General features: G+C 64.1%; 21 protein-coding genes and 1 tRNA gene. 9 read left to right on the top strand and 13 right to left on the bottom strand.

What is annotated here, in order from left to right; translation table 11 throughout:
* Positions 1–88: 88 nt before the first annotated feature.
* Positions 89–1,069 (top strand): LysR family transcriptional regulator, encoded by a 981-nt coding sequence (locus AB4Y32_RS30220; protein ID WP_368724838.1) that lies wholly within the window; start codon positions 89–91, stop codon positions 1,067–1,069.
* A gap of 424 nt (positions 1,070–1,493) precedes the next feature.
* Here the strand turns inward: AB4Y32_RS30220 and AB4Y32_RS30225 are convergent, their stop codons facing one another.
* The 9 genes from AB4Y32_RS30225 to AB4Y32_RS30265 form a co-directional block, all read right to left on the bottom strand.
* On the bottom strand, positions 1,494–1,913 hold the full coding sequence (locus AB4Y32_RS30225; protein WP_368724839.1) for an ExbD/TolR family protein: 420 nt from the start codon (positions 1,911–1,913) through the stop codon (positions 1,494–1,496).
* A 15-nt stretch (positions 1,914–1,928) separates the two neighbouring features.
* The gene (locus AB4Y32_RS30230) at positions 1,929–2,660 is read right to left on the bottom strand and encodes a MotA/TolQ/ExbB proton channel family protein (RefSeq protein ID WP_368724840.1); all 732 of its coding nucleotides are present in this window, start codon (positions 2,658–2,660) and stop codon (positions 1,929–1,931) included.
* A gap of 38 nt (positions 2,661–2,698) precedes the next feature.
* The gene (locus AB4Y32_RS30235) at positions 2,699–3,451 is read right to left on the bottom strand and encodes an energy transducer TonB (protein WP_368724841.1); all 753 of its coding nucleotides are present in this window, start codon (positions 3,449–3,451) and stop codon (positions 2,699–2,701) included.
* Positions 3,452–3,688: 237 nt separating this feature from the next.
* The gene (locus AB4Y32_RS30240; protein ID WP_087736062.1) at positions 3,689–3,925 is read right to left on the bottom strand and encodes a (2Fe-2S)-binding protein; all 237 of its coding nucleotides are present in this window, start codon (positions 3,923–3,925) and stop codon (positions 3,689–3,691) included.
* 300 nt (positions 3,926–4,225) lie between these two features.
* Positions 4,226–5,137: a glutamate racemase gene (gene murI, locus AB4Y32_RS30245; protein ID WP_368724842.1), complete on the bottom strand. Its 912-nt coding sequence runs from the start codon at positions 5,135–5,137 to the stop codon at positions 4,226–4,228.
* 104 nt (positions 5,138–5,241) lie between these two features.
* A complete protein-coding gene (gene bfr, locus AB4Y32_RS30250; protein WP_087736060.1) occupies positions 5,242–5,721 on the bottom strand; it encodes a bacterioferritin in 480 nt (159 codons plus the stop codon).
* A 169-nt stretch (positions 5,722–5,890) separates the two neighbouring features.
* Positions 5,891–7,426, bottom strand: coding sequence for a fumarate hydratase (locus AB4Y32_RS30255; RefSeq protein WP_368724843.1), 1,536 nt, complete (start codon positions 7,424–7,426; stop codon positions 5,891–5,893).
* Positions 7,427–7,481: 55 nt separating this feature from the next.
* Complete coding sequence (locus tag AB4Y32_RS30260; RefSeq protein WP_368724844.1) at positions 7,482–8,045, bottom strand: TIGR00645 family protein; 564 nt, start codon at positions 8,043–8,045, stop codon at positions 7,482–7,484.
* A gap of 428 nt (positions 8,046–8,473) precedes the next feature.
* Entirely contained in the window at positions 8,474–9,373 is a 900-nt protein-coding gene (locus AB4Y32_RS30265; RefSeq protein WP_368724845.1) for a DMT family transporter, read from the bottom strand.
* 494 nt (positions 9,374–9,867) lie between these two features.
* Between AB4Y32_RS30265 and acs the strand changes: the two genes are divergently transcribed.
* The 5 genes from acs (at position 9,868) to AB4Y32_RS30290 (ending at position 15,387) form a co-directional block, all read left to right on the top strand.
* Positions 9,868–11,850, top strand: coding sequence for an acetate--CoA ligase (gene acs / locus AB4Y32_RS30270; RefSeq protein WP_368724846.1), 1,983 nt, complete (start codon positions 9,868–9,870; stop codon positions 11,848–11,850).
* A 173-nt stretch (positions 11,851–12,023) separates the two neighbouring features.
* The gene (locus AB4Y32_RS30275; protein WP_368724847.1) at positions 12,024–12,389 is read left to right on the top strand and encodes a DUF4212 domain-containing protein; all 366 of its coding nucleotides are present in this window, start codon (positions 12,024–12,026) and stop codon (positions 12,387–12,389) included.
* The gene (locus AB4Y32_RS30280) at positions 12,386–14,404 is read left to right on the top strand and encodes a sodium:solute symporter family protein (RefSeq protein ID WP_368724848.1); all 2,019 of its coding nucleotides are present in this window, start codon (positions 12,386–12,388) and stop codon (positions 14,402–14,404) included. Before AB4Y32_RS30275 ends, AB4Y32_RS30280 begins: the two co-directional genes overlap by 4 nt.
* Before the next feature lie 61 nt (positions 14,405–14,465).
* Positions 14,466–14,556, top strand: a tRNA-Ser gene (locus AB4Y32_RS30285).
* Between the two features lie 459 nt (positions 14,557–15,015).
* Positions 15,016–15,387: a DUF2591 domain-containing protein gene (locus AB4Y32_RS30290; RefSeq protein WP_368724849.1), complete on the top strand. Its 372-nt coding sequence runs from the start codon at positions 15,016–15,018 to the stop codon at positions 15,385–15,387.
* Between the two features lie 18 nt (positions 15,388–15,405).
* Here AB4Y32_RS30290 and AB4Y32_RS30295 read toward each other — a convergent pair whose 3' ends face one another.
* Positions 15,406–15,678 carry a hypothetical protein gene (locus AB4Y32_RS30295; RefSeq protein ID WP_368724850.1) on the bottom strand — a complete coding sequence of 91 codons (273 nt, stop codon included), beginning with the start codon at positions 15,676–15,678 and terminating at the stop codon, positions 15,406–15,408.
* Positions 15,679–16,151: 473 nt separating this feature from the next.
* Here AB4Y32_RS30295 and AB4Y32_RS30300 point away from each other — a divergent pair, with 473 nt between their 5' ends.
* On the top strand, positions 16,152–17,822 hold the full coding sequence (locus AB4Y32_RS30300; protein ID WP_368724851.1) for an acyl-CoA synthetase: 1,671 nt from the start codon (positions 16,152–16,154) through the stop codon (positions 17,820–17,822).
* A gap of 29 nt (positions 17,823–17,851) precedes the next feature.
* Here AB4Y32_RS30300 and AB4Y32_RS30305 read toward each other — a convergent pair whose 3' ends face one another.
* Complete coding sequence (locus AB4Y32_RS30305; protein ID WP_368724852.1) at positions 17,852–18,394, bottom strand: Lrp/AsnC family transcriptional regulator; 543 nt, start codon at positions 18,392–18,394, stop codon at positions 17,852–17,854.
* Between the two features lie 183 nt (positions 18,395–18,577).
* Between AB4Y32_RS30305 and mdeB the strand changes: the two genes are divergently transcribed.
* Complete coding sequence (gene mdeB / locus AB4Y32_RS30310; protein ID WP_368724853.1) at positions 18,578–21,292, top strand: alpha-ketoglutarate dehydrogenase; 2,715 nt, start codon at positions 18,578–18,580, stop codon at positions 21,290–21,292.
* 37 nt (positions 21,293–21,329) lie between these two features.
* On the opposite strand, the gene AB4Y32_RS30315 is transcribed toward mdeB, so the two are convergent.
* Positions 21,330–21,716 carry an SgcJ/EcaC family oxidoreductase gene (locus AB4Y32_RS30315; protein ID WP_368724854.1) on the bottom strand — a complete coding sequence of 129 codons (387 nt, stop codon included), beginning with the start codon at positions 21,714–21,716 and terminating at the stop codon, positions 21,330–21,332.
* A 72-nt stretch (positions 21,717–21,788) separates the two neighbouring features.
* Positions 21,789–22,814: a DMT family transporter gene (locus AB4Y32_RS30320; protein WP_368724855.1), complete on the bottom strand. Its 1,026-nt coding sequence runs from the start codon at positions 22,812–22,814 to the stop codon at positions 21,789–21,791.
* A gap of 95 nt (positions 22,815–22,909) precedes the next feature.
* Between AB4Y32_RS30320 and AB4Y32_RS30325 the strand changes: the two genes are divergently transcribed.
* Entirely contained in the window at positions 22,910–23,827 is a 918-nt protein-coding gene (locus tag AB4Y32_RS30325; RefSeq protein ID WP_368724856.1) for a LysR substrate-binding domain-containing protein, read from the top strand.
* Positions 23,828–23,992 lie beyond the last annotated feature (165 nt).

Consider the following 23,992-nt stretch of genomic DNA (forward strand, 5'->3'; position numbering starts at 1 on the left):
TTCTGAAACATGCAGCTATTATATGGACCGATTTTGGCTAAAACAGGCGGCTTGTCGCAATGGATTGTTCTGCTAGTGAAACGATGACATGAAGATCGATTCGCATAACCTGAACGACCTGATGTACTTTTCGCAGGTCGTCGAGCATGGCGGATTTTCCGCCGCCGAGCGCGTGCTCGGCATTTCGAAGTCGCGTCTGTCGCGGCGCCTGACGGAACTGGAGGCGTCGCTCGGCGTGCGTCTGCTGCAACGCTCGACGCGCAAGCTCGCGCTGACGGAAGCAGGGCAATTGTTCTACCAGCACTGTCAGGCGATGCTTTCCGAGGCGCAGGCGGCCGTCAACGTCGTGCAGCAGCTGCGCTCGTCGCCGCGCGGCACGGTGCGCGTGAGCGTGCCCGTGACTATCTCGCAGACCATCCTGTCGCAAATCCTGCCGGAATTCATGCATCGGTATCCCGAGGTGCGCGTCGTGATGCGCGTGACGAACCGCGTCGTCGATCTGTTCGAAGATTCGATCGACGTTGCGTTGCGCGTGCGTTCCGAGCCACCGGAGAACGCGAATATCGTCGTGCGGCCGCTGTGGCGCACGCAACAGATGCTGGTCGGCGCGCCGAGCCTCCTGAGTCAGAATGCGCCGCCGCTCGCACCCGCCGATCTGAACCGTTTCGAGACGCTCGACACGCCGACGGGCGGCGGACGCCACGTGTTCAATCTGATCGCGCCCGACGGCACGCGTCACGCGCACGAGCACGAACCGCGCCTCGTGACAGCCGATCTGATGATGATCACGGAAGCGGCGCTCGCGGGCGTCGGCATCGCGGCGTTGCCGGAGATGATGTATGGCGCCGCGTTGCGCAGCGGACGCCTGTCGCCCGTGATGCCGGGCTGGACGCTGCCGTCGCCGCAGCTGTACGCGGTGTTCCTGTCGCGACAGGGCATGGTGCCTGCCGTACGGACATTCGTCGATTATCTGGTCGAGATGCTCGACCCCGACGCGGGCAAGCATATCCAGCAGGAATGCCCGGAGCGCGAAGCAAAGCCGCTGCGTCTGAAGGCGGCAGCGATCTGACGCATCACATCGGATCGCGTCGCCGTATCCGCGCGAGCGAACGTGAACCTGGCGCACGCCACACGGCAAATATCGTTTTTGCCATTTAAGCGCGAACGGCGATGGTTACTTTCAATGGCCGCAGTCTTGAACGCACGCGCCCACAGGCTTATATTGAAGGTCCCTTCGCTAAGGAGAGTGTCCTATGCGAAAACTGACGGCCGCTTTGATAGTGAGCCTGATAGGGCTGACCGCGCTGTCCGTGTCAACCACGGCTGCTGCATGCGGTGATCAGATCCAGAGCAGAAGCGATGGTAAATGATCCCGCCGCCCGAAGGCGCCGAGTGCGCACGAAAAAAGGCCTTCATCCGACGATGAAGGCCTTTTACATTTAGCCCTGAAAAACAGGTCTTTTCTTCGAAGAACGATGAACGCGGGCAGCGCGTCAGTGCGCTTTCGGCTGCGTGACGAAGCCGATCTTCGTCAGGCCACCCGCCTGGGCCGCCGACATCACGTCCGCCACCTTCTCGTACGCAACCTTGCGGTCCGCGCTCAGATGCAGCTCCGGCTGCGGATTCTGCTGCGCAGCCGCGGCGATCTTCGCCTGCAGCGCGTCGTCGGAGATTTTCTGGTCGTCCCACAGCACGTTGCCGTCGGCGTCGATCGACACAGTCACCTGCGCGGGCTTCGTGTCTTCCTTCTGACTGCTCGCGTGCGGCAGGTCGATCTTCACCGCGTGGCGGATCACCGGGATCGTCACCATGAAGACGATCAGGAGAACCAACATGACGTCGACGAGTGGCGTCATGTTGATTTCGTTCATGAGGCCGTCGTCATCGTCGCCGGCAAAAGGGCTCATTGCCATCGCCATGCCTCCCGGTTAGTTGGCGCGGGAAGCGAGCCGCAGACCGTCCCCGCGCTTCGTCGACGACAGGCGCGCGCCCGTCACGAAGAACGCGTGGAGGCCATGAGCGAAGCGGCTCAGCTTGCTGACGATCGCCTTGTTGGCGCGCGTGAGCGCGTTGTAGCCGAGCACGGCGGGAATCGCGACGAAGAGGCCGAAGGCCGTCATGATGAGCGCCTCGCCGACAGGACCGGCGACCTGATCGATCGACGACTGGCCCGTCGCGCCGATGGTCAGGAGCGCGTGATAGATGCCCCACACCGTGCCGAACAGGCCGACGAACGGCGCGGTGCTGCCGATTGACGCGAGAATCGCGAGGCCGCTCTGCATGCGCGCGACGCTGTCGTCCATCGTGTCCTTCAGGCAGCGCGTGACCCAATCGGACACGTCCATGCGATCGTGCAGATGCGGCTGTGTCTGATGATGATGGTCGGCGGCTTCCTGGCCCGACAGCGCGAGCGCGAGGAACGGGTTTTCAGCCGGCGACGACGTATCGCTGCCGAGCTTCTTCACGCCGTCGCTGAAGTCGTCCGAATGCCAGAACGCCTGCTCGGCGTTTTTCGTCAGACGCTTGAGACGCATGACGTTCCAGCTCTTGATGACGATCACGCTCCAGGACAGCACCGACATGATGAGCAGTGCCATCGCGATGCCGCGCGTGACGAAATCCCCTTGTGCCCAGACGTGGGCAATACCGTAGTTCTGCATGGCAATTCCTTTTCTTCTTTGAAATCTGTTCCGGCGGATCAGTTGCTGAGGCTGAAGGCGAAAGGCTGGGTGTACGCGGCGCGGACGGGCTCGTCGTTCTCCAGATACGGCTTGCACGAACTGGAGTGCATCGCGTCGAGCGCGGCCTGGTCGAGGCGGTCGTAGCCGCTGCTCTTTTTCAATTCGATGTTCTCGATCTTGCCCGTCAGTCCGACGACGAAGTGGATCATTGCCGTCCCCGTCTCGCCGCGTCGGCGCGAAAGGGCGGGATAGTCGGGCTGGACGATGCTGCAATCGAGGTGCGACACGTTCTTCGGTGCGGACAACGCCATCGTCGGCTTGCCGACGGCAGGCGCGGCGGGCGCAGTTGGCGTCGCGGGGGCGGGCGCGGCTGGCGCGGGCGAAGGCGGCGGCTCGGACTCGGCGGGCGCGGCGATTTCGTGCTGCGACGGCGCCCGCGCAGCGGGCAGCGGCTCGGGCGCGGGCTTCGGCGTCGGGTGCGGCTGCACTTTCGGCTTGACCTTCTGCACGGGCGTGGGCTTCGCGGGAGGCGGTGTCGGGATGGACTGGATCGCGGCCGGTGCGGCGACGGGCGCCGGGCTGATCAGCTCGGCCGTGATCGTGCGCGATTCGATCGGTTTGAATGGTGTCGCTTCACGCATCGAGAACGCGACGGCGAGCGCAACGACATGAAGTCCGATGACGATGCCCGTCACCGTGACGATGCGCGGATTGATTCGTGCGGAAGCGTCTGGCGCGAAGCCGGTTGGGAGAGTAGGCGTGGCCTGCATGTTAGCGTGGCGGCGCGCCGTCGATGCAGCACGGCGTCATTTTCGGAATATCAGCAGTGAGATGCACAGGGTGGTCACGAAACCGATCAGCAATTCCATCTCGAACTCCTCGAAGAATGGCGTCGCTGGCTGGTCTCGGACTGGCTTGCTGACGGCGGAGAAAACTGAAGCGCGTGCGATGCTAGCGCGCTTTACAGCGCGCAACATGAAGATGCGTCAAGGCTGACGAACGCAGTTTCAGGCGGCCTTGCGTTCGTAGAACGTCAGCGGCACGGCTTGCGTGTGGTGCTCGACGCCGCAACGACTCGCGCAGACGCCGCTTTCGGCCATCACATCCCGCACGGATTGTTCGCACTTGCCGCAGCACATCGCGACGCCCAGCTCGAACTGAAGTTCGTCGAAGGTGTCGATGCCCTCCGCGATCGAGGCGCGAATCTTCCGGTCGGATACAGACTTGCACACGCAGACAATCATGACAGCTCGCGATAGCTAACGTTAATGCGAATTATTATCATTATGTTGGGGCGCTTTGGCAAGCGTCCATCGCAAATTTTTGTAACAAAACCAGCCTGCGGGAAGGGTTTCGTTCCCGCGGCCTTTGCCTGGCGCGGGCGTGGCCGGGTGCGACAAGCGGAGCGGCGTGTGGGTTTTTGCCGCAATGGACGGGCGTCGGGCCCGTTTGTCTCTTGTTCGTCTCGTGTGGCGTGGCGCTGTACAGTCGGCGCGGTGCATCAAAAACGGAAATATCGCGCTCGCCCGCTAACTGGAATCAGGTCAGGCAGCGTGCGAATCCGTGGCGGCTGTACGACGCGACGGAATGTGGACGCGCTCGACGGGCGCGTCGATCTGTAGCAGTGTCGACGCGAGCTGCCTGAGATGCGCGCCGTCGCTCGTCGAGCAGAAGCGGGGCTCGAGCGCGGCATCGCGCTCGGGCGCACGTAGCCCCTGTTGGTCGAGCACGCGCTCCAGTTGACGGGCAATCGCGATGCTCGTGTCGATCAGCGCAAGCCGGTCGCCGGTGATATCGCGAATCGCGGCGTCGAGAAACGGATAGTGCGTGCAGCCGAGCACGAGCGTATCGGCGCCGGCATCGAGCATCGGCTGGATGTAGCTTTCGAGCAGCGCGCGCAGTTCCGGCGAGCCGATATCGCAGCGCTCGACGGCTTGCACGAGCCCATGGCCCGGCTGGCATAGAAAACGGCAGTCGGCGGCGTGGCGTTCGAGCAGCGCCTGAAAGCGTGTGCTGCGCAGCGTTACCTGCGTGGCGAGCACGCCTGCCACGCGCGAGCGCGATTGCAGCGCCGCGGGCTTCACGCCCGGCTCGACCCCGATCAGTTGAATGGGCAGCTTTTCGCGCACCAGTGCAATCGACTGCGCCGTCGCCGTGTTGCACGCGACCACGAGCGCCTTTGCCCCTTGCGCGACGAGCCATTCGCCGATCGCCAGCGTGCGGTCCGCAATGAAGTCGTCGTCGCGCTCGCCATAGGGGGCGTAGAGCGAATCGGCGACATAGATGATTGCTTCGTTCGACAGTTGCGCGCGCACCGCACGCAACACCGACAGGCCGCCCAGGCCCGAGTCGAAAATGCCGATGGGCGCGCGCGGATCGAGCGGGGGGATCACAGGCAGCGAAGAGAGCGCAGGGAAGGCGGGGGGCGAAGCGGTCATGGATTCAATGGAAGCCATATAAGAAAATCCGCGCAGCGCGTTCGAAAGACGTTGCGCGGATCGAACCGCAGAAGTGTAGCAGGAGTCACAGGCGTGGCGACGCCACCGTTTCGAGCGCCGCCTTATTCTTCGGGCGAACCCATTGCGGACTGCTGGTAATTCTGGATGCCGACCTTGTCGATCAGGTCGAGTTGCGTTTCGAGCCAGTCGATGTGCTCTTCGGTGTCGTCGAGAATCGTCGTGAAGATGTCACGCGAAACGAAATCGCGCACCGACTCGCAATAGGCGATCGCCTCCTTGCACGTGCCCTGCGAGATCTGCTCGAGCTTCAGATCGCATTCGAGGATTTCCTTTGTCTCTTCGCCGATCAGCAGCTTGTGCAGATCCTGCAGATTCGGCAGGCCGTCGAACATGAAAATGCGCTCGATCAGCATGTCGGCGTGTTTCATCTCGCCGATCGATTCGTCGTATTCATGCTTGCCGAGCTTGTCGAGACCCCAGTGCTTGTACATCCGCGCGTGCAGGAAGTACTGGTTGATAGCGGTCAGTTCGTTCTTCAACTGGGCGTTCAGATATTCGATGACCTTTTTATCGCCTTGCATGATCTTTCCTCGCTGGAGCCTGGTTTTCCAAGAACAATAAACGGCTGAACCCGAAAAGCCAAGGGCGAATGCGGTTGATGAGAATTGTTCACGCAATTGTGTTGCGTTGTGCGTGAGCAAATAAAAAGCCGGGACTATAACGCCCCGGCTTTTGTAAAACAAACAGACGTCAGGCCGTCGCGACGGGGATCTTGCCGATCTTCGCCTGCCATTCCTTCGGGCCCGTCTGATGAACCGACGTACCGCTCGAATCGACGGCCACCGTCACGGGCATGTCCTGCACGTCGAACTCATAGATGGCTTCCATGCCGAGGTCTTCGAACGCGAGCACCTTCGCGCTGCGGATTGCCTTCGACACCAGATATGCCGCGCCGCCCACGGCCATCAGATATGCGGCCTTGTGCTTCTTGATCGCGTCGATCGCGACGGGGCCGCGCTCGGCCTTGCCGATCATCGAGATCAGGCCGGTTTGCGCGAGCATCGTCTCGGTGAACTTGTCCATGCGCGTTGCCGTGGTCGGGCCAGCGGGGCCGACTGCTTCGTCGCGCACGGGGTCGACGGGGCCCACGTAGTAGATCACGCGGTTCGTGAAGTCGACGGGCAGCTTCTCGCCCTTCGCGAGCATGTCGGCGATGCGCTTGTGCGCGGCGTCGCGGCCCGTCAGCATCTTGCCCGACAGCAGCAGCGTCTGGCCCGGCTTCCACGACGCGACTTCTTCAGGCGTCAGCGTGTTCAGGTCGATGCGCTTGCTCGTTTCGGTATTCGGTTGCCACGTGACCTTCGGCCATGCGTCGAGCGGCGGCGGCGTGAGCTTCGCGACGCCCGAGCCGTCCAGCGTGAAGTGCGCGTGGCGCGTGGCCGCGCAGTTCGGGATGATCGCGATCGGCTTCGATGCGGCGTGCGTCGGCGCAGCCATGATCTTCACGTCGAGCACTGTTGACAGGCCGCCCAGGCCTTGCGCGCCGATGCCGAGCGCGTTGACCTTCTCGTGCAGTTCGACGCGCAGTTCTTCGATCCAGTCCTTCGGGCCGCGCGCGATGATGTCCTGAATGTCGATCGGGTCCATCAGCGATTCCTTCGCCATGACCATCGCCTTCTCGGCCGTGCCGCCGATGCCGATGCCGAGCATGCCGGGCGGGCACCAGCCTGCGCCCATCGTCGGCACGGTCTTCAGCACCCAGTCGACGATCGAGTCCGACGGGTTCAGCATCGCGAACTTCGACTTGTTCTCCGAGCCGCCGCCCTTGGCCGCGACCTGCACGTCGATCTTGTCGCCCGGCACGATCTCGTAGTGGATCACAGCGGGGGTATTGTCCTTCGTGTTCTTGCGGCCGCCTTCGGGCGGGTTCACGATCGACGCGCGCAGCACGTTGTCCGGGTGCGTGTAGCCCCGGCGCACGCCTTCGTTGATCATGTCGGTGACGCTCATCGTCGCCGAACCGGATTCACTCGCCCAACGCACGTCCATGCCGACCTTCACGAACACCGTGACGATGCCCGTATCCTGGCAGATCGGGCGCTTGCCTTCGGCGCACATGCGGCTGTTCGTGAGGATCTGCGCGATGGCGTCCTTCGCGGCGGCGCTCTCTTCGAGCTCGTACGCGCGGCCGAGTGCCTGGATGTAATCGAGTGGATGGTAATAGCTGATGTACTGCAGCGAGTCCGCAATACTCTGGATCAGGTCTTCCTGTTTGATGACGGTCATGGCTAGGCTCAGTGGGGTAGCGCTCGTTATCGCGACTGCGCGGCTGCGCGGTCGGTCATGCGCTTTCAGGGGAGTTGGAAATCTTCTGCTTCAACGTGCGCGCTGCCGCGGGCTCGTGGAAATGCTCGGGGTGCGTGTGCGTCGTGAGACGGTCGACGAAGGCCATCACCAGCGCGGACACGAGGAACGCGATGTGAATGATCACCTGCCACATCACCGCGTGCGTCGTGTGCTGATCCGGGTTGATGAAAGTCTTCAGCAGATGGATCGACGAGATGCTGATGAGCGCCATCGACAGCTTCACCTTCAGCACGCCCGCGTTCACGTGGTCGAGCCATTCGGGCTCGTCGGGATGGCCCTCGACGCCGAGTCTCGACACGAACGTTTCATATCCGCCGACGATCACCATGATCAGCAGGTTCGAGATCATCACGACGTCGATCAGGCCGAGCACGACGAGCATGATGCTGGTTTCGTCGAGCGTCATCGACGCGGTGACGAGGTGCCACACTTCCTTCAGGAACAGCACGACGTACACGCCTTGCGCGACGATCAGGCCCAGATAGAGCGGCACCTGCAGCCAGCGGCTCATGAAGATCACGGAGGGCAGCGGACGCATGCGTCGGTGCGGGCTGGAAGGAACGGGACGCAGGGCGGTCATGGGTCGTCGGCGTAGTGTTGGCGCTTGGTGGTGGCGAATGACAGCGGGCACGGGCGCGCTCGCATCGACGACGGCGGATCACGCGGAAAGCGAACAACCGACGTTCAGGCGGCGGCGATGAAACCGGCCGGCGCAGCGCGCTGGGCGCGGTTATTGTACAGCGTGATGCGTGACGGCCATGCCGAGGCGGGCAGAAGCGCCGGCACGGCATCTCGCGCGGCGCCGCGCGAGGCCCGGCACACCCGCGCGAGGCCATGCATGAGCCCGATGAGTGAGGCCGATGAGTGAGGCCGATGAGTGAGGCCGATGAGTGAGGCCGATGAGTGAGGCCGATGAGTGAGGCCGATGAGTGAGCCCGATGAGTGAGGCCATGCGTGACGCCGATGCTACGACGCGACGGGCGGCACGCGCCTGGCCTTGAGGCTCGCGAGCGCAATGCCCGCGATCACGCACGCGAGCGCGACGCCGTGGGCGAGCGTCGGCCGTTCGTCGAGGAACACGATGCCGTAGACGGCGGCCGCGACGGGTAGCACCGCGCTGAACACGCCCGCAAGGCTGCCCGGCACATGGCGGATGCCTTTCATCCAGAGCCAGAACGAGAAGATGCTCGCCGACAGCCCGTACCACAGCACGAGCGCCCAGACGCTGACGGGCGTGCTCGCATAGCCGAACTCGAACAGCGCCGACACGCCGAGCGGCAGCATCAGCAGCAAGCCGAATAGATGCGTGTACGCGCAGATATCGATGGGCGCGAGCGTCTGCGTGAGACGGCGCGACAGGATCACGTACAGCGATTCGCAGCATACGGCGCCGAGCACCATCAGATTGCCGGCGAACGAGCTTGTGCTCGCTGCGCCCGCGGCGTTGCCGGCGTGCGCGAGATTGATGACGACCACGCCGGCGATCGCGAGCGCAATCGAGGTCAGCGCCCGCCCATCGGGCCTCTCTTTCAGGAACATCCATGAGAACAGCGCGACGACGGCGGGTATCGTGCTCGTGATGACACCCGCCGCGACGGCACTGGTCCGATGCACGCCGTTGAGCATCAGCAGCGTAAACCCGAATGTGCCGAAGAGCGCCTGCAGGAACAGATTGACCCATTCGCCCGCTTTTACACGGCGCAGCTTGCTTACGCGCAGCAACGGCCACAGCACGGCCATCGCGATCACGAAACGCAGCAAGGCGAAGAGCGGAACGGGAACGAACGCGACAATCGACTTGCCAATGCCGACGTTGCTGCCGACGAGCAGCATCGCGCCGATGAGAAACAGTGAATAGCGGTTCAAGCTGGAATCCATATGGCTAGTTCAGTTAGCATTGTAAAAGGGCGCATAACAGCGGCGCAAAGCCGAAAGCAATTGCACTAGGACGTGTGCAACACACGCGAGCGACAGGTAGGCTCGATGTTTGCGGCGCTCTCGATGCTTGCGATGTGCTTGCATCACGATGTGTCGGCATTCATGGCGCCTGGTGTTTTGCCTGACGCGCGGCCGGTCCGCGCGTAAGTACGCGGTAAGTTGCAACGCTTATCGTGGGAAGCGATCGAAGCTACTGAACGGGCGGGCGGCCACGCGAGGTTGCGATGCCGCACCTGCCATGCATTGATTCGCAGTGTGCCCGCCGATGCGCATGGGCACGAGGGTGGGAGACACGCCGCAACCGATGTCACGCGCGGCGCCACTATGACGACACGGAGCGACGCCTTGCGCCCGCTGGACGGGCACGCATCGCGAGCGCGCCAGCACAGGATTGATGTTTCATCTTCACCAAGGGGTAGTCGATGTCTGCGATTGAATCGGTTCTTCATGAACGCCGCGTGTTTACGCCTTCCGTCGAAATGACGGCACAGGCAGCAGTGTCCGGCATGGACGCATACCGGGCGCTCGCCGCCGAAGCGGAGCGCGATTACGAAGGCTTCTGGGGCAGGCTGGCGCGCGAAACGCTCAGCTGGAAAAAGCCTTTCACGAAGGTGCTCGACGAATCGGATGCACCTTTCTACAAATGGTTTGAAGACGGCGAACTGAACGCGTCATACAACAGCATCGACCGGCACGTCGAAGCGGGCAACGGTGATCGCGTCGCCATCATCTTCGAAGCCGATGACGGCACGGTCACCCACGTCACGTACAACGACATGCTGCAGCGTGTGTCGCGCTTCGCGAATGCGCTGAAGAAACGCGGCATCAAAAAGGGCGATCGCGTCGTCATCTACATGCCGATGTCGATCGAGGGCATCGTTGCGATGCAGGCGTGCGCGCGTATCGGCGCGACCCACTCGGTCGTGTTCGGCGGGTTCTCGTCGAAGTCGCTGAACGAACGTCTCGTCGACGTGGGCGCCGTCGCGCTGATCACGTCCGACGAACAGATGCGCGGCGGCAAGGCGCTGCCGCTCAAGAATATCGCCGACGAAGCGCTCACGATGGGCGGCTGCGAGGCCGTCAAGAGCGTGATCGTCTACAAGCGCACGGGCGGCAAGATCGGCTGGGACGACAAGCGCGATCTGTGGATGCACGAGATCACGGCGAACGAATCGGATCAATGCGCGCCGGAATGGGTCGGCGCCGAGCATCCGCTCTTCATCCTCTATACGTCGGGCTCGACGGGCAAGCCGAAGGGCGTGCAGCACAGCACGGGCGGCTATCTGCTGTGGGCCGCGCAGACCATGAAATGGACCTTCGACTGGAAGCCGACGGACGTATTCTGGTGCACGGCCGACATCGGCTGGGTCACGGGTCACAGCTACATCACTTACGGTCCGCTCTCGCTCGGCGGCACGCAGGTCGTGTTCGAAGGCGTGCCGACGTATCCGAACGCAGGCCGCTTTTGGGACATGATCCAGAAGCACGAGGTCTCTGTGTTCTATACCGCGCCGACGGCGATCCGCTCGCTGATCAAGGCTGCGGAAGCCGATCCGAAGGTGCATCCGAAGAGCTATGACCTGTCGTCGCTGCGCATCATCGGCACGGTCGGCGAGCCGATCAATCCAGAAGCGTGGGTGTGGTACTACGAGAACGTCGGCGGCTCGCGCTGCCCGATCGTCGATACGTGGTGGCAGACGGAAACGGGCGGCCACATGATCTCGCCGCTGCCGGGCGCGACGCCGCTCGTGCCGGGTTCGTGCACGCTGCCGCTGCCGGGCATCATGGCCGCGATCGTCGATGAAACGGGCCAGGACGTGCCGAACGGGCAGGGCGGCATTCTCGTCGTCAAGCGTCCGTGGCCGGCGATGATCCGCACGATCTGGGGCGACCCCGAACGCTATAAGAAGAGCTACTTCCCTGAAGAGCTTGGTGGCAACCTGTACCTCGCGGGCGACGGCTCGGTGCGCGACAAGGAGACGGGCTACTTCACGATCATGGGCCGCATCGACGACGTGCTGAACGTGTCGGGCCACCGCCTCGGCACGATGGAGATCGAGTCGGCGCTGGTCGCGAATCCGCTGGTGGCGGAAGCCGCCGTCGTCGGCCGCCCGGACGAGACGACGGGTGAGGCCGTGTGCGCGTTCGTCGTGCTGAAGCGCACGCGCCCCGAAGGCGAAGAGGCCGCGAAGATCGCTGCGGAACTGCGCAACTGGGTCGGCAAGGAAATCGGTCCGATCGCGAAGCCGAAGGACATCCGTTTCGGCGACAACCTGCCGAAGACGCGCTCGGGCAAGATCATGCGGCGTCTGTTGCGCTCGCTCGCAAAGGGCGAGGAGATCACGCAGGACGTGTCGACGCTCGAGAACCCGGCGATTCTCGATCAGTTGGGTGAATCGCGCTGATCGATGAAAGCGCATAGGGCCTTAAGACCCTGAAGCCTTGAAGACGCAAACGGCGCATCCGATGACGATGCGCCGTTTTTTCATGCGCCGCGCGTCGTGCTTCGAATGATGACGCAAGTCGTTGCGCGGACAACCCCGATTGCCGATGCAACACGTTTTTGATACATAGGCGCATGGCCGCGCCACACCACACATCGCGTCACCACATCAATCCCTTGCCCGAGCCGCCGCCCGTGACGGAGGCGATGGCGCGCGCGCATGCGCGCTACTGGCGCTTCAACATCGTGCTGATCGTCGCGCTGATGCTGGTCGGCTTCTTCGTGTCGTTCATCGTGCCGCTGATCGCGAGAGGGCTCGCACCCGTGCGTTTTGCGGGCTTCAGCCTGCCGTTCTACATGGGCGCGCAGGGCGCGATCCTCGTGTACCTGGTGCTGATCGTGGTCTACATCGTGCTGATGCAGCGCGCCGACGCCGCATTGCAACGCGCGCTCGAAGCCAGCGCGCAGGACGACATTGCCGAGCGCACGGCCGACCGATGAAGCTCGCGCATCGGCTGATCCGTTCGTATTCGCTCTATACGCTGGGCTTCTTTGCGTTCATCTATCTGTTGTGGCGCATCGAGGCCGCGAACGGGCCGGGCATGTGGATCGGCTATGTGTTCCTGTTCGTGCCGATCGCCGTGTATGCCGTGATCGGCCTGCTGTCGCGTACCTCCGATCTCGTCGAGTACTACGTGGCCGGGCGGCGTGTGCCGTCCGCGTTCAATGGCATGGCGACGGCGGCGGACTGGCTGTCGGCGGCGTCGTTCATCGGGCTCGCCGGATCGCTGTACGCGACGGGCTACGATGGCCTCGCGTACACGATGGGCTGGACGGGCGGCTACTGCCTCGTCGCGTTTCTGCTCGCGCCGTACGTGCGCAAGCTCGCGCGCTACACGATTCCCGATTTTCTCGGCACGCGCTTTTCGAGCAACGCGGTGCGCGGGCTTGCCGCGCTGTCGGCGATTCTCTGTTCATTCGTCTATCTGGTCGCGCAGATTCAGGGCGTCGGGCTGATCGCGACGCGCTTCATCGGCGTCGACTTTGCGATCGGCATCTTCTGCGGGCTCGCGGGCATTCTCGTCTGTTCGTTCCTCGGCGGCATGCGTGCCGTCACGTGGACGCAGGTCGCGCAGTACATCATTCTGATCGCGGCGTTTCTGATTCCCGTGTCGATGATCGCGCACAAGGATGGCCTCGGCTGGGTGCCGCAATTCGGCTATGGACGTCTGATGGAGCGCGTCGAGACGATGGAGCGCGCCGTGCGCGATGCGCCGTCCGAGCAGGCGGTGCGCGACGATTACCGGATGCGCGCCGCGCTGATGCAGGCGCAGATCGACGGCCTGCCGCAGTCGTATATCGACGAGAAAGGCCGCCTGACCGAGCAGCTCGTCGACTTGCGGCGGCACAACGGACCGTTGCGCGAGATCGCCGATCTCGAACGGCGGATTGCGCGCTTTCCTCGCGACGCCGCAACGGCGCAGATCGTGTGGGCGCAGCAGCGCGACGAGATGATCCAGCGCGCGGCGGCGCCCGAGCAGATGTACGAGCCGTTTCCCGCCGCGAACGAAGCCGAGCGGCGGCTGCATCTGCGCAATTTTCTTTCGCTGCTGCTGTGCCTGTCGCTGGGGACGGCGAGCTTGCCGCACATTCTGACGCGCTATAACACGACCACCTCGGTGGCGTCGGCGCGGCGCTCGGTCGGCTGGACGCTCTTCTTTGTCGCGCTGTTCTATCTGACGGTGCCCGTGCTCGCGGTGCTGATCAAGTACGAGATCCTGTCGAATCTCGTCGGCCATCGCTTCTCCGAGCTGCCGCAGTGGGTGATGCAATGGCGGCGGATCGAGCCGTACCTGATCAGCATTGCCGACGTGAACGGCGACGGCATCGTGCGCTGGAGCGAGGTCCAGATGCAGCCGGACATGGTCGTGCTCGCCGCGCCGGAGATAGCGGGGCTGCCGTACGTGATGTCGGGGCTGATCGCGGCGGGCGCGCTGGCGGCGGCGCTGTCGACGGCCGATGGCTTGCTGCTGACGATCGCCAACGCGCTGTCGCACGATGTCTACTACCACATGGTCGATCCCGACGCGTCGAGCCAGCGGCGCGTGACGATCTCGAAGATCCTGCTGCTGGGCGTGGCGCTGTTCGCGTCGTATGTGGCGTCGCTGAATACGGGGAATATCCTGTTTCTGGTCGGCGCGGCGTTTTCGCTGGCGGCGTCGAGTCTCTTTCCGGTGCTGGTGCTCGGCGTGTTCTGGAAGCGCACGACGCGGCTGGGCGCCGTCGCGGGGATGCTAGCGGGGCTGGGGGTGTGCATTTACTACATCGTGTCGACCTATCCGTTCTTCACGCAGCTGACGGGCTTCGTCGGCACGCGCTGGTTCGGCATCGAGCCGATCAGCTCGGGCGTGTTCGGCGTGCCGGCGGGGTTTCTGGTGACGGTGCTGGTGAGCCTCGTGGACGCGAAGCCGGACGCTTACACGAGGGCGCTGGTGGACTACATCCGGCACCCGTGACACGGGCCATCCCGCCGAGATGGCAAGGGCGCGAGAGTTTGCTATAATGCGCGTCCTCGCAGGAGAGATGGATGAGCGGTTTAAGTCGCACGCCTGGAAAGCGTGTATAGGTTAATAGCCTATCGGGGGTTCGAATCCCCCTCTCTCCGCCAGGACACCAATGAATACGGGCCATTTCGGCCCGTTTTTCGTTTCTGTCCGCCAAAGAACCCGCCGCACGCAAAAGGCGCTTGTACGCGGGCCATCAGTGCCTGTGGTGCATCAAGTCGACGTAGTGCGTGTCAAGCCAACGGGCTCCCCGTCCGTGGCCAGGCTTGCCGTGGTAATGCGCGACGATCCACAGTACAACGCCGACGATTGCCATTACGACGGGCCCTAGCAAGTACGCCATCAACGTTTCATTCACGGCGTGCCCTCCATCATGTCGTGGCCGAACTTACATTCTAGGCGACCGATCGCGAGAATGCCTGCCTCGCCGTTGCATTGCGAGCGTCCCTCGCGAGCGTCCCTCGACGGCGGCAAGGCCGCGGACGCAGCGTCACAAATCCCGACACGAACTTGATGCACAATCGAAGCTGGTTCGCCACACACGATCTCCACGAGGAGCAGAGATGAGAGTTTCGGATCTGGAAGGCGCGTTGCTCGATTACTGGGTCGCACGAGCGGACAATCTGCCGAAGCCGCGCGTCGACGACGGCTTCTGCTGGATCGAAGAACCGGCTTGCGACGGCGACCCGGAAGGCGCGCTCGAAGCCGCTTTCGCGCCGTCGACGGATTGGGCCCAGTGCGGCCCGATCATCGAGCGGGCCAGGATTCATCTCGTCCCCGCCGCGGCGGGCGAGCACGCGACGTGGACGGCCGCCGTTCCGGCCGGCACTGGCACGATCGAACAGACGGGGGCCACGCCATTGATCGCCGCGATGCGCGCGTTCGTCGCGAGCCATTTCGGCGATACCGTCGCGGACCAATCGAACACGGCCTGAGCGCCGTTCACCGCTTGGTCAGAAGCACTCGAACACCACTTCGACAGTCTGGTTGCCCGCGCTGCGCACACCGTTCGTACGAACCTCGACGGTGTGCATCTGCTTGTTCTGGTCGCGGCAATAGGCCTTCGCGTGCTTGAGCCCCGCGTTGCGGATGCTGTTCCACGATGCAAGGCTGGTGCGTCCGCGACTCGTGACGGAGAGATAGCCATTCTGCTTCTTGTCCACGCTCGATACCGCGGTGCATGCCGCGAGCACGCCAATCCCCGCCAGCAGAATGCACTTCTTCATAGTCCTCCCCTGGTTGGCGCATTGTGGCGGCCGATGCGCTTAACAAGCAATCGAAAAAAATCCTGGTCTGATTCAGGGCGATCATGTGGCCTCACATCGGAGTCATGTTATTGCATCGTGCTTCCGATACCGGGCGCGGCAGGCAGGTCGCGTCTGTTAGAACGCGAAAGCATGAATTGAGCAAAGCTCAAGAATTCGCGATTCATGCTGATCACCCATGCTCGATAACTTCAAAAAGCTTCGCAGAAGAAGGGAGACTATTCCATCAGATGCTTGATTCAAAAGATGAGATAAACTCAAATAAAGACCCGTGGCGTCACGCTCGAGTCCGCAAGGCGCAACCTGTGCGCGATTCGATGTTCGACATCGACATCCAGGAACTCGACGCGTTGTGCGGGCCACTCGCGTCGCTTGCGGAGTAGCATGACATCGGGCGCATCGCCGCGCGCATAAGCAACACACAGGAGACACTGATGCTTCCCGCCGCTGACACATACGACGGTCTCATCGCCGCATTCGAATGGCGCATTCCGCAGCAATACAACATCGGCGTCGACGCGTGCGACAAGTGGGCTGACGGCAGCGGCCGTCTCGCGCTGATCTGCGAAACGCGCGAAGGGCAGGCGACGCGCTACACCTTCGACGAACTGAAGTCCCTGTCGGATCGCTTCGCGAATGCGCTGCGGCGCAGTGGCGTGAAGAAGGGCGACCGTGTCGGCATCTTTCTCGCGCAATCGGTCGAGACGGCCATTGCGCATCTCGCCGTCTACAAGTGCGGCGCAATCGCTGTGCCGCTGTTTGCGCTGTTCGGGCCCGATGCGCTTCAATATCGCTTGTCGGACAGCGGCGCTGTCGCGCTCGTCACGGACCTGAGCGGTGTGCAGAAGATCGCCTCGGTGCGCGCGACATTGCCCGAACTGCGCACGATCTTTTCCGTCGACGCCGACCAGGCCGATCCCGCATCCCAGACCGAAGCGCAGGTCGATGCGCCGACCGAATCGTTCTGGACCGCGCTCAACGAATCGACGGCCGTATTCAATGCAGAGACGACCTTTGCGGACGATCCCGCCGTCATCATCTACACGTCGGGCACGACGGGCAAGCCGAAGGGCGCGCTGCACGCGCATCGCGTGCTGCTCGGCCATCTGCCTGGCGTGGAGATGCCGCAAGCGTTTTTCCCCGCCGATGCGCGGCTGATGTGGACACCCGCCGACTGGGCATGGATCGGTGGTCTCTTCGATGTCCTGCTGCCCGCCTGGCATCACGGCGTGGCCGTGCTCGCGCGGCGCTTCGAGAAGTTCGACGGCGAAGCGGCTTTCGATCTGATGCAGCGTTATGCCGTCACGCACACGTTCCTGCCGCCGACCGCGTTGAAGATGATGCGCGCCGTCGAGCGCCCGGAGCGATGGAAGCTCTCGCTGCGCGCGGTCGCGAGCGGTGGCGAGTCGCTCGGCGCGGAGCTGATCGATTGGGGGCGGCGCGCGCTCGGCGTGACGATCAACGAGTTCTATGGGCAGACGGAGTGCAACGTCGTGGTGTCGTCGTGCGCGACGCTGTTCGAGCCGCGTCCGGGCTCGATCGGCAAGGTGGTGCCTGGGCATCGCGTCGCAATCGTCGACGACGCGGGGCAGACCGTCCCGCGCGGCGAGCCCGGCAACATCGCAATTCGCGCGCCGGACCCGGTGATGTTCCTCGGCTACTGGCGCAACGAGCCGGCCACGCGCGACAAGTTTCGCGGCGACTGGTTGCTGACGGGCGACATGGGCCTGATGGACGCGGACGGTTTCATCGGTTTCGTCGGCCGCGACGACGACGTGATCACGAGCGCCGGCTATCGGATCGGTCCCGCGCCGATCGAAGACTGCCTGCTGCGTCATCCCGCTGTGCGCATGGCGGCCGTGGTCGGCGCGCCCGATACGCAGCGCACCGAAATCGTCACCGCCTTCATCGTGCTGAATCCCGGCTACGAACCGGGCGATCTGCTCGTGCGGACCTTGCAGGAGCACGTGAAGACGCACCTCGCCGCGCATGAGTATCCGCGCGCGATTCATTTCGTCGAAGCGTTGCCGATGACGGCGACGGGCAAAGTGATCCGCCGCGAACTGCGCGAGCGCGTGACGCCGCCGGCCGGTTCATCCACGTAGGCGGCGTTCGAACGGACGCGGATTCTCCCTCAAGCCCATTCGCGCGGCGCATCGTCGTCGGCGGACAGCGTGAGCCCCGCGACAGGCAGCGGCAACGCCGTCTTGTAGCGCACCTGCTTGAGCGCGAAGCTCGAGCGGATGTTCGACACGCCGGGAATCTTCGTGAGCCACTGGACGATGAAGCGTTCGAGACTCTGCATGTCAGGCACGACGACGCGCAGCAGATAGTCGGCATCGCCCGTCATCAGATAGCACTCCATCACCTCGGGCCGCTCGCCGACTTCCTGTTCGAAGCGGCGTAGCGCGTCTTCGACCTGCTTTTCGAGGCTCACCTGAATGAACACGTTGATGCGCAGTCCGAGCGCCTCGGCATCGAGCAGCGTGACCTGCTGACGGAACAGCCCCAGCTTTTCGAGCGCGCGCACGCGGTTGAAGCACGGCGTCGGCGACAGGTTGACAGCGCGCGCCAGTTCAGCGTTCGTGATGCGCGCGTTCTGCTGTAGCTGCTGGAGAATCGCGATGTCGATACGGTCGAGCCGCCGCGCGGCGGTGGATCTCGCTTCGGACGTCATAGTGTAAAGATTCCATGTGAGGGCGAATTTGCGGAATAAATACACTATCTGAAACCTCGAGAGCGAGCAAAAGAGATGCACATTTTGTGGCTGCATGGGTAAGCTGATCCACGTCGCCGAGTCGTTTCGGCATTCCGCTTTTCACGCCTGCTTTTCACGCCTCTCTTCTGCCGGAGTCGCGCCATGACCGATTTATCGAGCGGTGCTCAACCCGTTCTCGCCCTCACTCAAGCTCGCGTCGACAGTGACCCGCAGGAAACGGCCGAATGGCTCGCCGCGCTGGATGGCGTCGTCCAGCATGTCGGCATCGAGCGCGCGCAGTATCTGTTCGACCGGCTCGCCGCGCATGCGCTGTCGAACGGCGTCGCCTCGGCGCGCGTGAGCGTCACGCCATACGCGAATACGATTCCCGTCGATCTGCAGCCGCCGTATCCCGGCGATCTCGACACGGAAGAACGGCTCGCCGCCGCGTTGCGCTGGAACGCGCTGGCGATGGTCGTGCGCGCCAATCGCGCGTACGGCGAGCTGGGCGGCCATATCGCGAGCTATGCGTCCGCTGCCGATCTGTTCGAGGTCGGCTTCAACCATTTCTTTCGCGGCCCGGACGATGCGCGCGGCGGCGATCTCGTCTACTTCCAGCCGCATTCGTCGCCGGGCGTGTATGCGCGCGCGTTTCTCGAAGGCTTCCTGAGCGAGACGCATCTCGAGCACTACCGGCGCGAGATCGCGGGGCCGGGGCTGTGTTCGTATCCGCATCCATGGCTGATGCCGGACTTTTGGCAGTTCCCGACGGGCTCGATGGGCATCGGGCCCATCAACGCGATCTACCAGGCGCGCTTCATGCGCTATCTGCAGAATCGCGGGCTGCTGAAGACGGAAGGCCGCAAGGTGTGGGGCTTTTTCGGCGACGGCGAGATGGACGAGCCCGAATCGATCGGCGCGTTGTCGCTGGCGGCGCGCGAACGGCTCGACAATCTCGTGTTCGTGATCAACTGCAATCTGCAGCGGCTCGATGGCCCCGTGCGCAGCAACGGCCGCATCATCGACGAACTCGAAGCGCAGTTTACGGGCGCGGGCTGGAACGTGATCAAGGTGCTGTGGGGCTCGGACTGGGATGCCCTTTTCGCGCGCGATCGCACGGGCGCGCTGCTGCGCGCGTTCGCGCATACCGTCGACGGCCAGTTCCAGACCTTCTCGGCCAACGACGGCGCCTACAACCGCGAGCGCTTCTTCGGCCAGAACTCCGAGCTGGCCGCGCTCGCCGCGCATCTGAGCAACGACGACATCGACCGCCTGCGGCGCGGCGGCCACGACGTGCGCAAGCTGCACGCCGCCTATGACCGCGCGTCGAAACACAGCGGCCAGCCCACCGTGATTCTCGCGAAGACGATGAAGGGCTTTGGGATGGGCTCGATCGGCCAGGGGCGCATGACGACGCATCAGCAGAAGAAGCTCGACGTCGAGCAATTGAAGGCGTTTCGCGATCGCTTCCGTTTGCCTCTCTCCGATGACGACGTCGAGCAGCTCCGGTTCTACAAGCCAGCGGAAAACAGCCCGGAAATGCAGTATCTGCATGCGCGCCGGGCTGCCTTGGGAGGCTATCTGCCCAGAAGGCGGAGAGCGGCATCGCAGACGCCGATCGTGCCTGCGATGCCGTCCTGGGGGCAATTCGCGCTGGACGCAAACGGCAAGGAAATGTCGACGACGATGGCGATCGTGCGGATGCTCGGCAGTCTCCTGAAGGACGCGTCGCTCGGGCCGCGCATCGTGCCCGTCGTCGCCGACGAGGCGCGCACGTTCGGCATGGCGAACCTGTTCCGCCAGGTCGGCATCTATTCGCCGCTCGGCCAGTTGTACGAGCCGGAAGACATGGGCTCGATGCTGTATTACCGCGAAGACACGAACGGCCAGATACTCGAAGAGGGCATTTCGGAGGCGGGCGCGATATCGTCGTGGATCGCGGCGGCGACCTCATACAGCGTGCACGATCTCCCCATGCTGCCGTTCTACATCTACTACTCGATGTTCGGCTTCCAGCGTATCGGCGACCTGATCTGGGCCGCTGCCGACCAGCGCGCCCGCGCCTTTCTGATCGGCGCGACGGCGGGCCGGACGACGCTCGGCGGCGAAGGCTTGCAGCACCAGGACGGCACGAGCCACATGGCGGCATCGACGGTGCCGAACTGCCGCGCGTACGATCCGGCGTTCGCGTACGAGATCGCGATGATCGTCGACGAAGGCATGCGCGAGATGATCGAGAATCAGCGCGACGTCTTCTATTACCTCACGGTCACGAACGAGAACTACGCGCAGCCTTCATTGCCTGCCACGCCCGTCGACACGGTGCGTGACGGCGTGCTGAAGGGCATGTATCCGCTCGATGCCGTGGCGCTCGAAACGGCTCAGGTTCAATTGCTCGGCTCGGGCGCGATACTCGGCGAGGTGCAGGCGGCGGCGCGCATGTTGAAGGACGACTGGCAGATCGACGCGGCCGTGTGGAGCGTGACGAGCTTCATCGAACTGCATCGCGACGGCGTCTCATCGGAGCGCGCGGAGCGCCTGTTCGATACCGACGACAACACGACGCCCTATGTGACATCCGCGCTGGCTGCATCGCGCGGCCCCGTCATCGCGGCGACCGATTATGTGCGCGCCGTGCCCGAGCTGATTCGCGCGTATGTGCCGCGCCGTTACGTGACGCTCGGCACCGACGGCTTCGGGCGCAGCGACACGCGCGCGGCGTTGCGGGCGTTCTTCGAGGTGGACCGTGTGTCGATTGTGATCGCGGCGCTGAAGCCGCTCGCCGACGAGGGCGTGGTTTCGCGCGATACCGTGCGGCAGGCGCTCGGACGGTACGGCAGGCTCGACGCGGATCGGCGCGCGCCCTGGGAGACGTGAGCGGCCGATACCGCGACCCGCGTAGCGGCCGTCTATGTCACTGCTGCGGCATGAGCAGATTGGCGTCGCGCGCGAGCAGCCAGCGGCCGTCGGTTTCCTTGCGCAGGATCGTCAGCGTGTTGCCGGCGCGGCGCATCGGTGGCGAGCCGTCCTTCGGCGTGACCGTGACTTCGAGATGCGTGCGCAAGAACGCCCAGTCGCCGAGCACCTGAAGTTCGAGAATGTCGCTCTTGCCGTCGATGTCGATGTTCTTCTGTCCTTCGGATGCCGCCATGAACGCGGCCTTGCCGAACGGCTTCTGGCCCGCGACCATGAAGACGACGTCGTCCGTCATCAGGCTCAGCACGGTTGCCGTGTCGGCTGCCTTGCTGGCGGCGAGCCATGTGTCGATCAGCTGGCGGATTGCGCGTTCGTCGTCGGTCATGATGCTGTCCTCGATGGTCGGAATGTGATCCGTCGATTGTAGACCGTCGATGCGAAGCGTCGGCGCAGCGCCTCATCTCGACGTGACAATCACGCCGACGCTCGCGCTCACGACGAACAGCGTGCCCGCGAGTTGCAGGGCCGTCATCGGCTGATGCAGCACGACAAAGCCCGCGAGCGCGCCGATCGCCGGTTCGATGCTCATCAGAATGCCGAACGACGACGCGGGCATGTGCCGCAGTGCGATCATCTCCAGCGCGTAGGGCAGAAGCGGCACGAGCAGCGCGAGCCCGGCCGTCGCGGCCAGTTGCATCGGCGCGATGTGCAGGCCGTGCTCGGCGAGCCCGAACGGCGTCGCGGCGAGCGCCGCCGCGATCAGCGACACCGACAGCCCTTCGAGCCCGTCGAAGAGCGCGCCCGTCTTCTTCATCAACACGATGTAGCTGCCCCAGCCGCATGCCGCGCCTGCCGCGAGCAGCATACCGATCGGGTCGCCGATCCAGCCCGCGCGGTCATGCGCGAGCAGCAGCACGCCCGCGACGGCGAGCAGCGGCCACAACAGCGCGCGCGGACGCCGCACGCCCAGCGTCGCGACAGTGAGCGGGCCGAGAAAGTCGATCGCAACGGCGAGACCGAGCGGAATGCGCTCGATCGCCGAGAAGAAGCACAACGTCATGCCCGCCATCGCGGCGCCGAGCACGCCCGCCGCGACCCAGTGCGCGCGCGAGTAGCGGCGCAGCCGGGGACGCACGACGAGCGCGAGAATCGCCGCCGCCCACGCGAGCCGCAACCAGGTCGTGCTGAATGCGCCGAATGCATCCATTGTCGGCGCGGACAGCGCGGCGCCGAACTGCACGCAGGACATCGACAGCAAGCCTAGCAACGCCGCCATGCCAACGTGGCGTTTCGGCGCTGCCGGCGTAGGTGCGGCCGGCGTAGGTGCGGCCAGCGTAGGTGCGGCCAGCGTAGGTGCGGCCGGCGTAGGCGCGGCCGTCTCGAACGGCACCGTTTCAGGCGCGGCGGGCGCGGGCCCCGTCGGTGCGCGAGACGAAGGCGACGCGTCGAATGCGGCAGGAACGGCGAGCGTGGAGTCTTTCATGGGTTTTCAGTGGGCGCAGCGGGCATAGAAGGGCGGAGGAACGGCAGAACCCATCATATCGGCGAATCGAGCGTTAAGATAAGCTGATATTTCTTATGCTGTTATCACGGACGCTAATAGTGCGCGACTTCGACAGCAGTCTTCTGAGAGCCTTCGTGACGGTCGCGGAGACGGGCGGCGTCAGTGCTGCCGCTGCGCGGCTCTCGCGAACCCAGGCGGCCGTCAGCATGCAGCTGCGCCGTCTCGAGGACGACATCGGCCAGCGCCTGCTGGAGCGCTCGCCGCGCGGCGTGCGCCTGACGGAGGCGGGTCATCGGCTGCTGCCGTATGCGCACGCGATTCTCGGCGCCGGCGAAGATGCCCGCCGGGCGCTCGAAGCGGGCGATGTGGCTGGCACCGTGCGTCTCGGCATGCTCGAAGACGTCGCGGTGGGCCGCTTGCCGCGCGCGCTGCGGCGCTTCTCGGCGGCGCATCCGCAGGTCGCGCTGGAGATCGTCGTCGATGCGAGCGCGGCGCTGTCGCAGCGTCTTGCCGATGGCGCGCTCGATGTGCTCGTCGGCGATCCGGCGATGGTCGATGCGACGCCGCTCGTCCAGTGGACCCAGCTGCTCTATTGGGTCGGCGCGCGCGGCTATGTCGCCGGGCGCGATGCGCCGCTGCCGCTCGTCGCATTCGGCGGCACATGCCTGTGGCAGCAACATGTAATGACGATCTTGCGGCGCGCGGGTATCGCGTGGCGTGTCGTCTGCACGAGCACGAGCTTGCCTGCCGTGCAGTCGGCCGTCGAAGCAGGGCTGGGCGTTTCGGTGCTGCTGGAGGGCAACATCCGCTATGAATCGATGCGCGTGCTCGGCGCCGCCGACGGTCTGCCCGAGCCGCCCGCAGCGGATCTCGGCCTTTTCACGCGGCACATGGCGGGCGCGCAGAGCGCCGCCGTCGACGCGTTGCAGACCTTTCTTTGCGAAGAACTGGATATCGGGCTCAGCGAACGCACATCGAAAGAGCGTCGCTAGCGCCGCGTGTCGCCGTGGACGCTACGCACGTGCGGTTTGCGCGACAAGCGACAGTTTGACGAGCGCATGAAAGCCGTGAGGATTCCTCGTACACACAACGGTGGATTTGCCGGCGTGTTGATCGTGTTGTCATATTGGGCATTCATAGTCTGTTCGAGGGCCGCG

The organism is Paraburkholderia phymatum (assembly GCF_040965635.1).
GTDB lineage: Bacteria > Pseudomonadota > Gammaproteobacteria > Burkholderiales > Burkholderiaceae > Paraburkholderia > Paraburkholderia phymatum_B.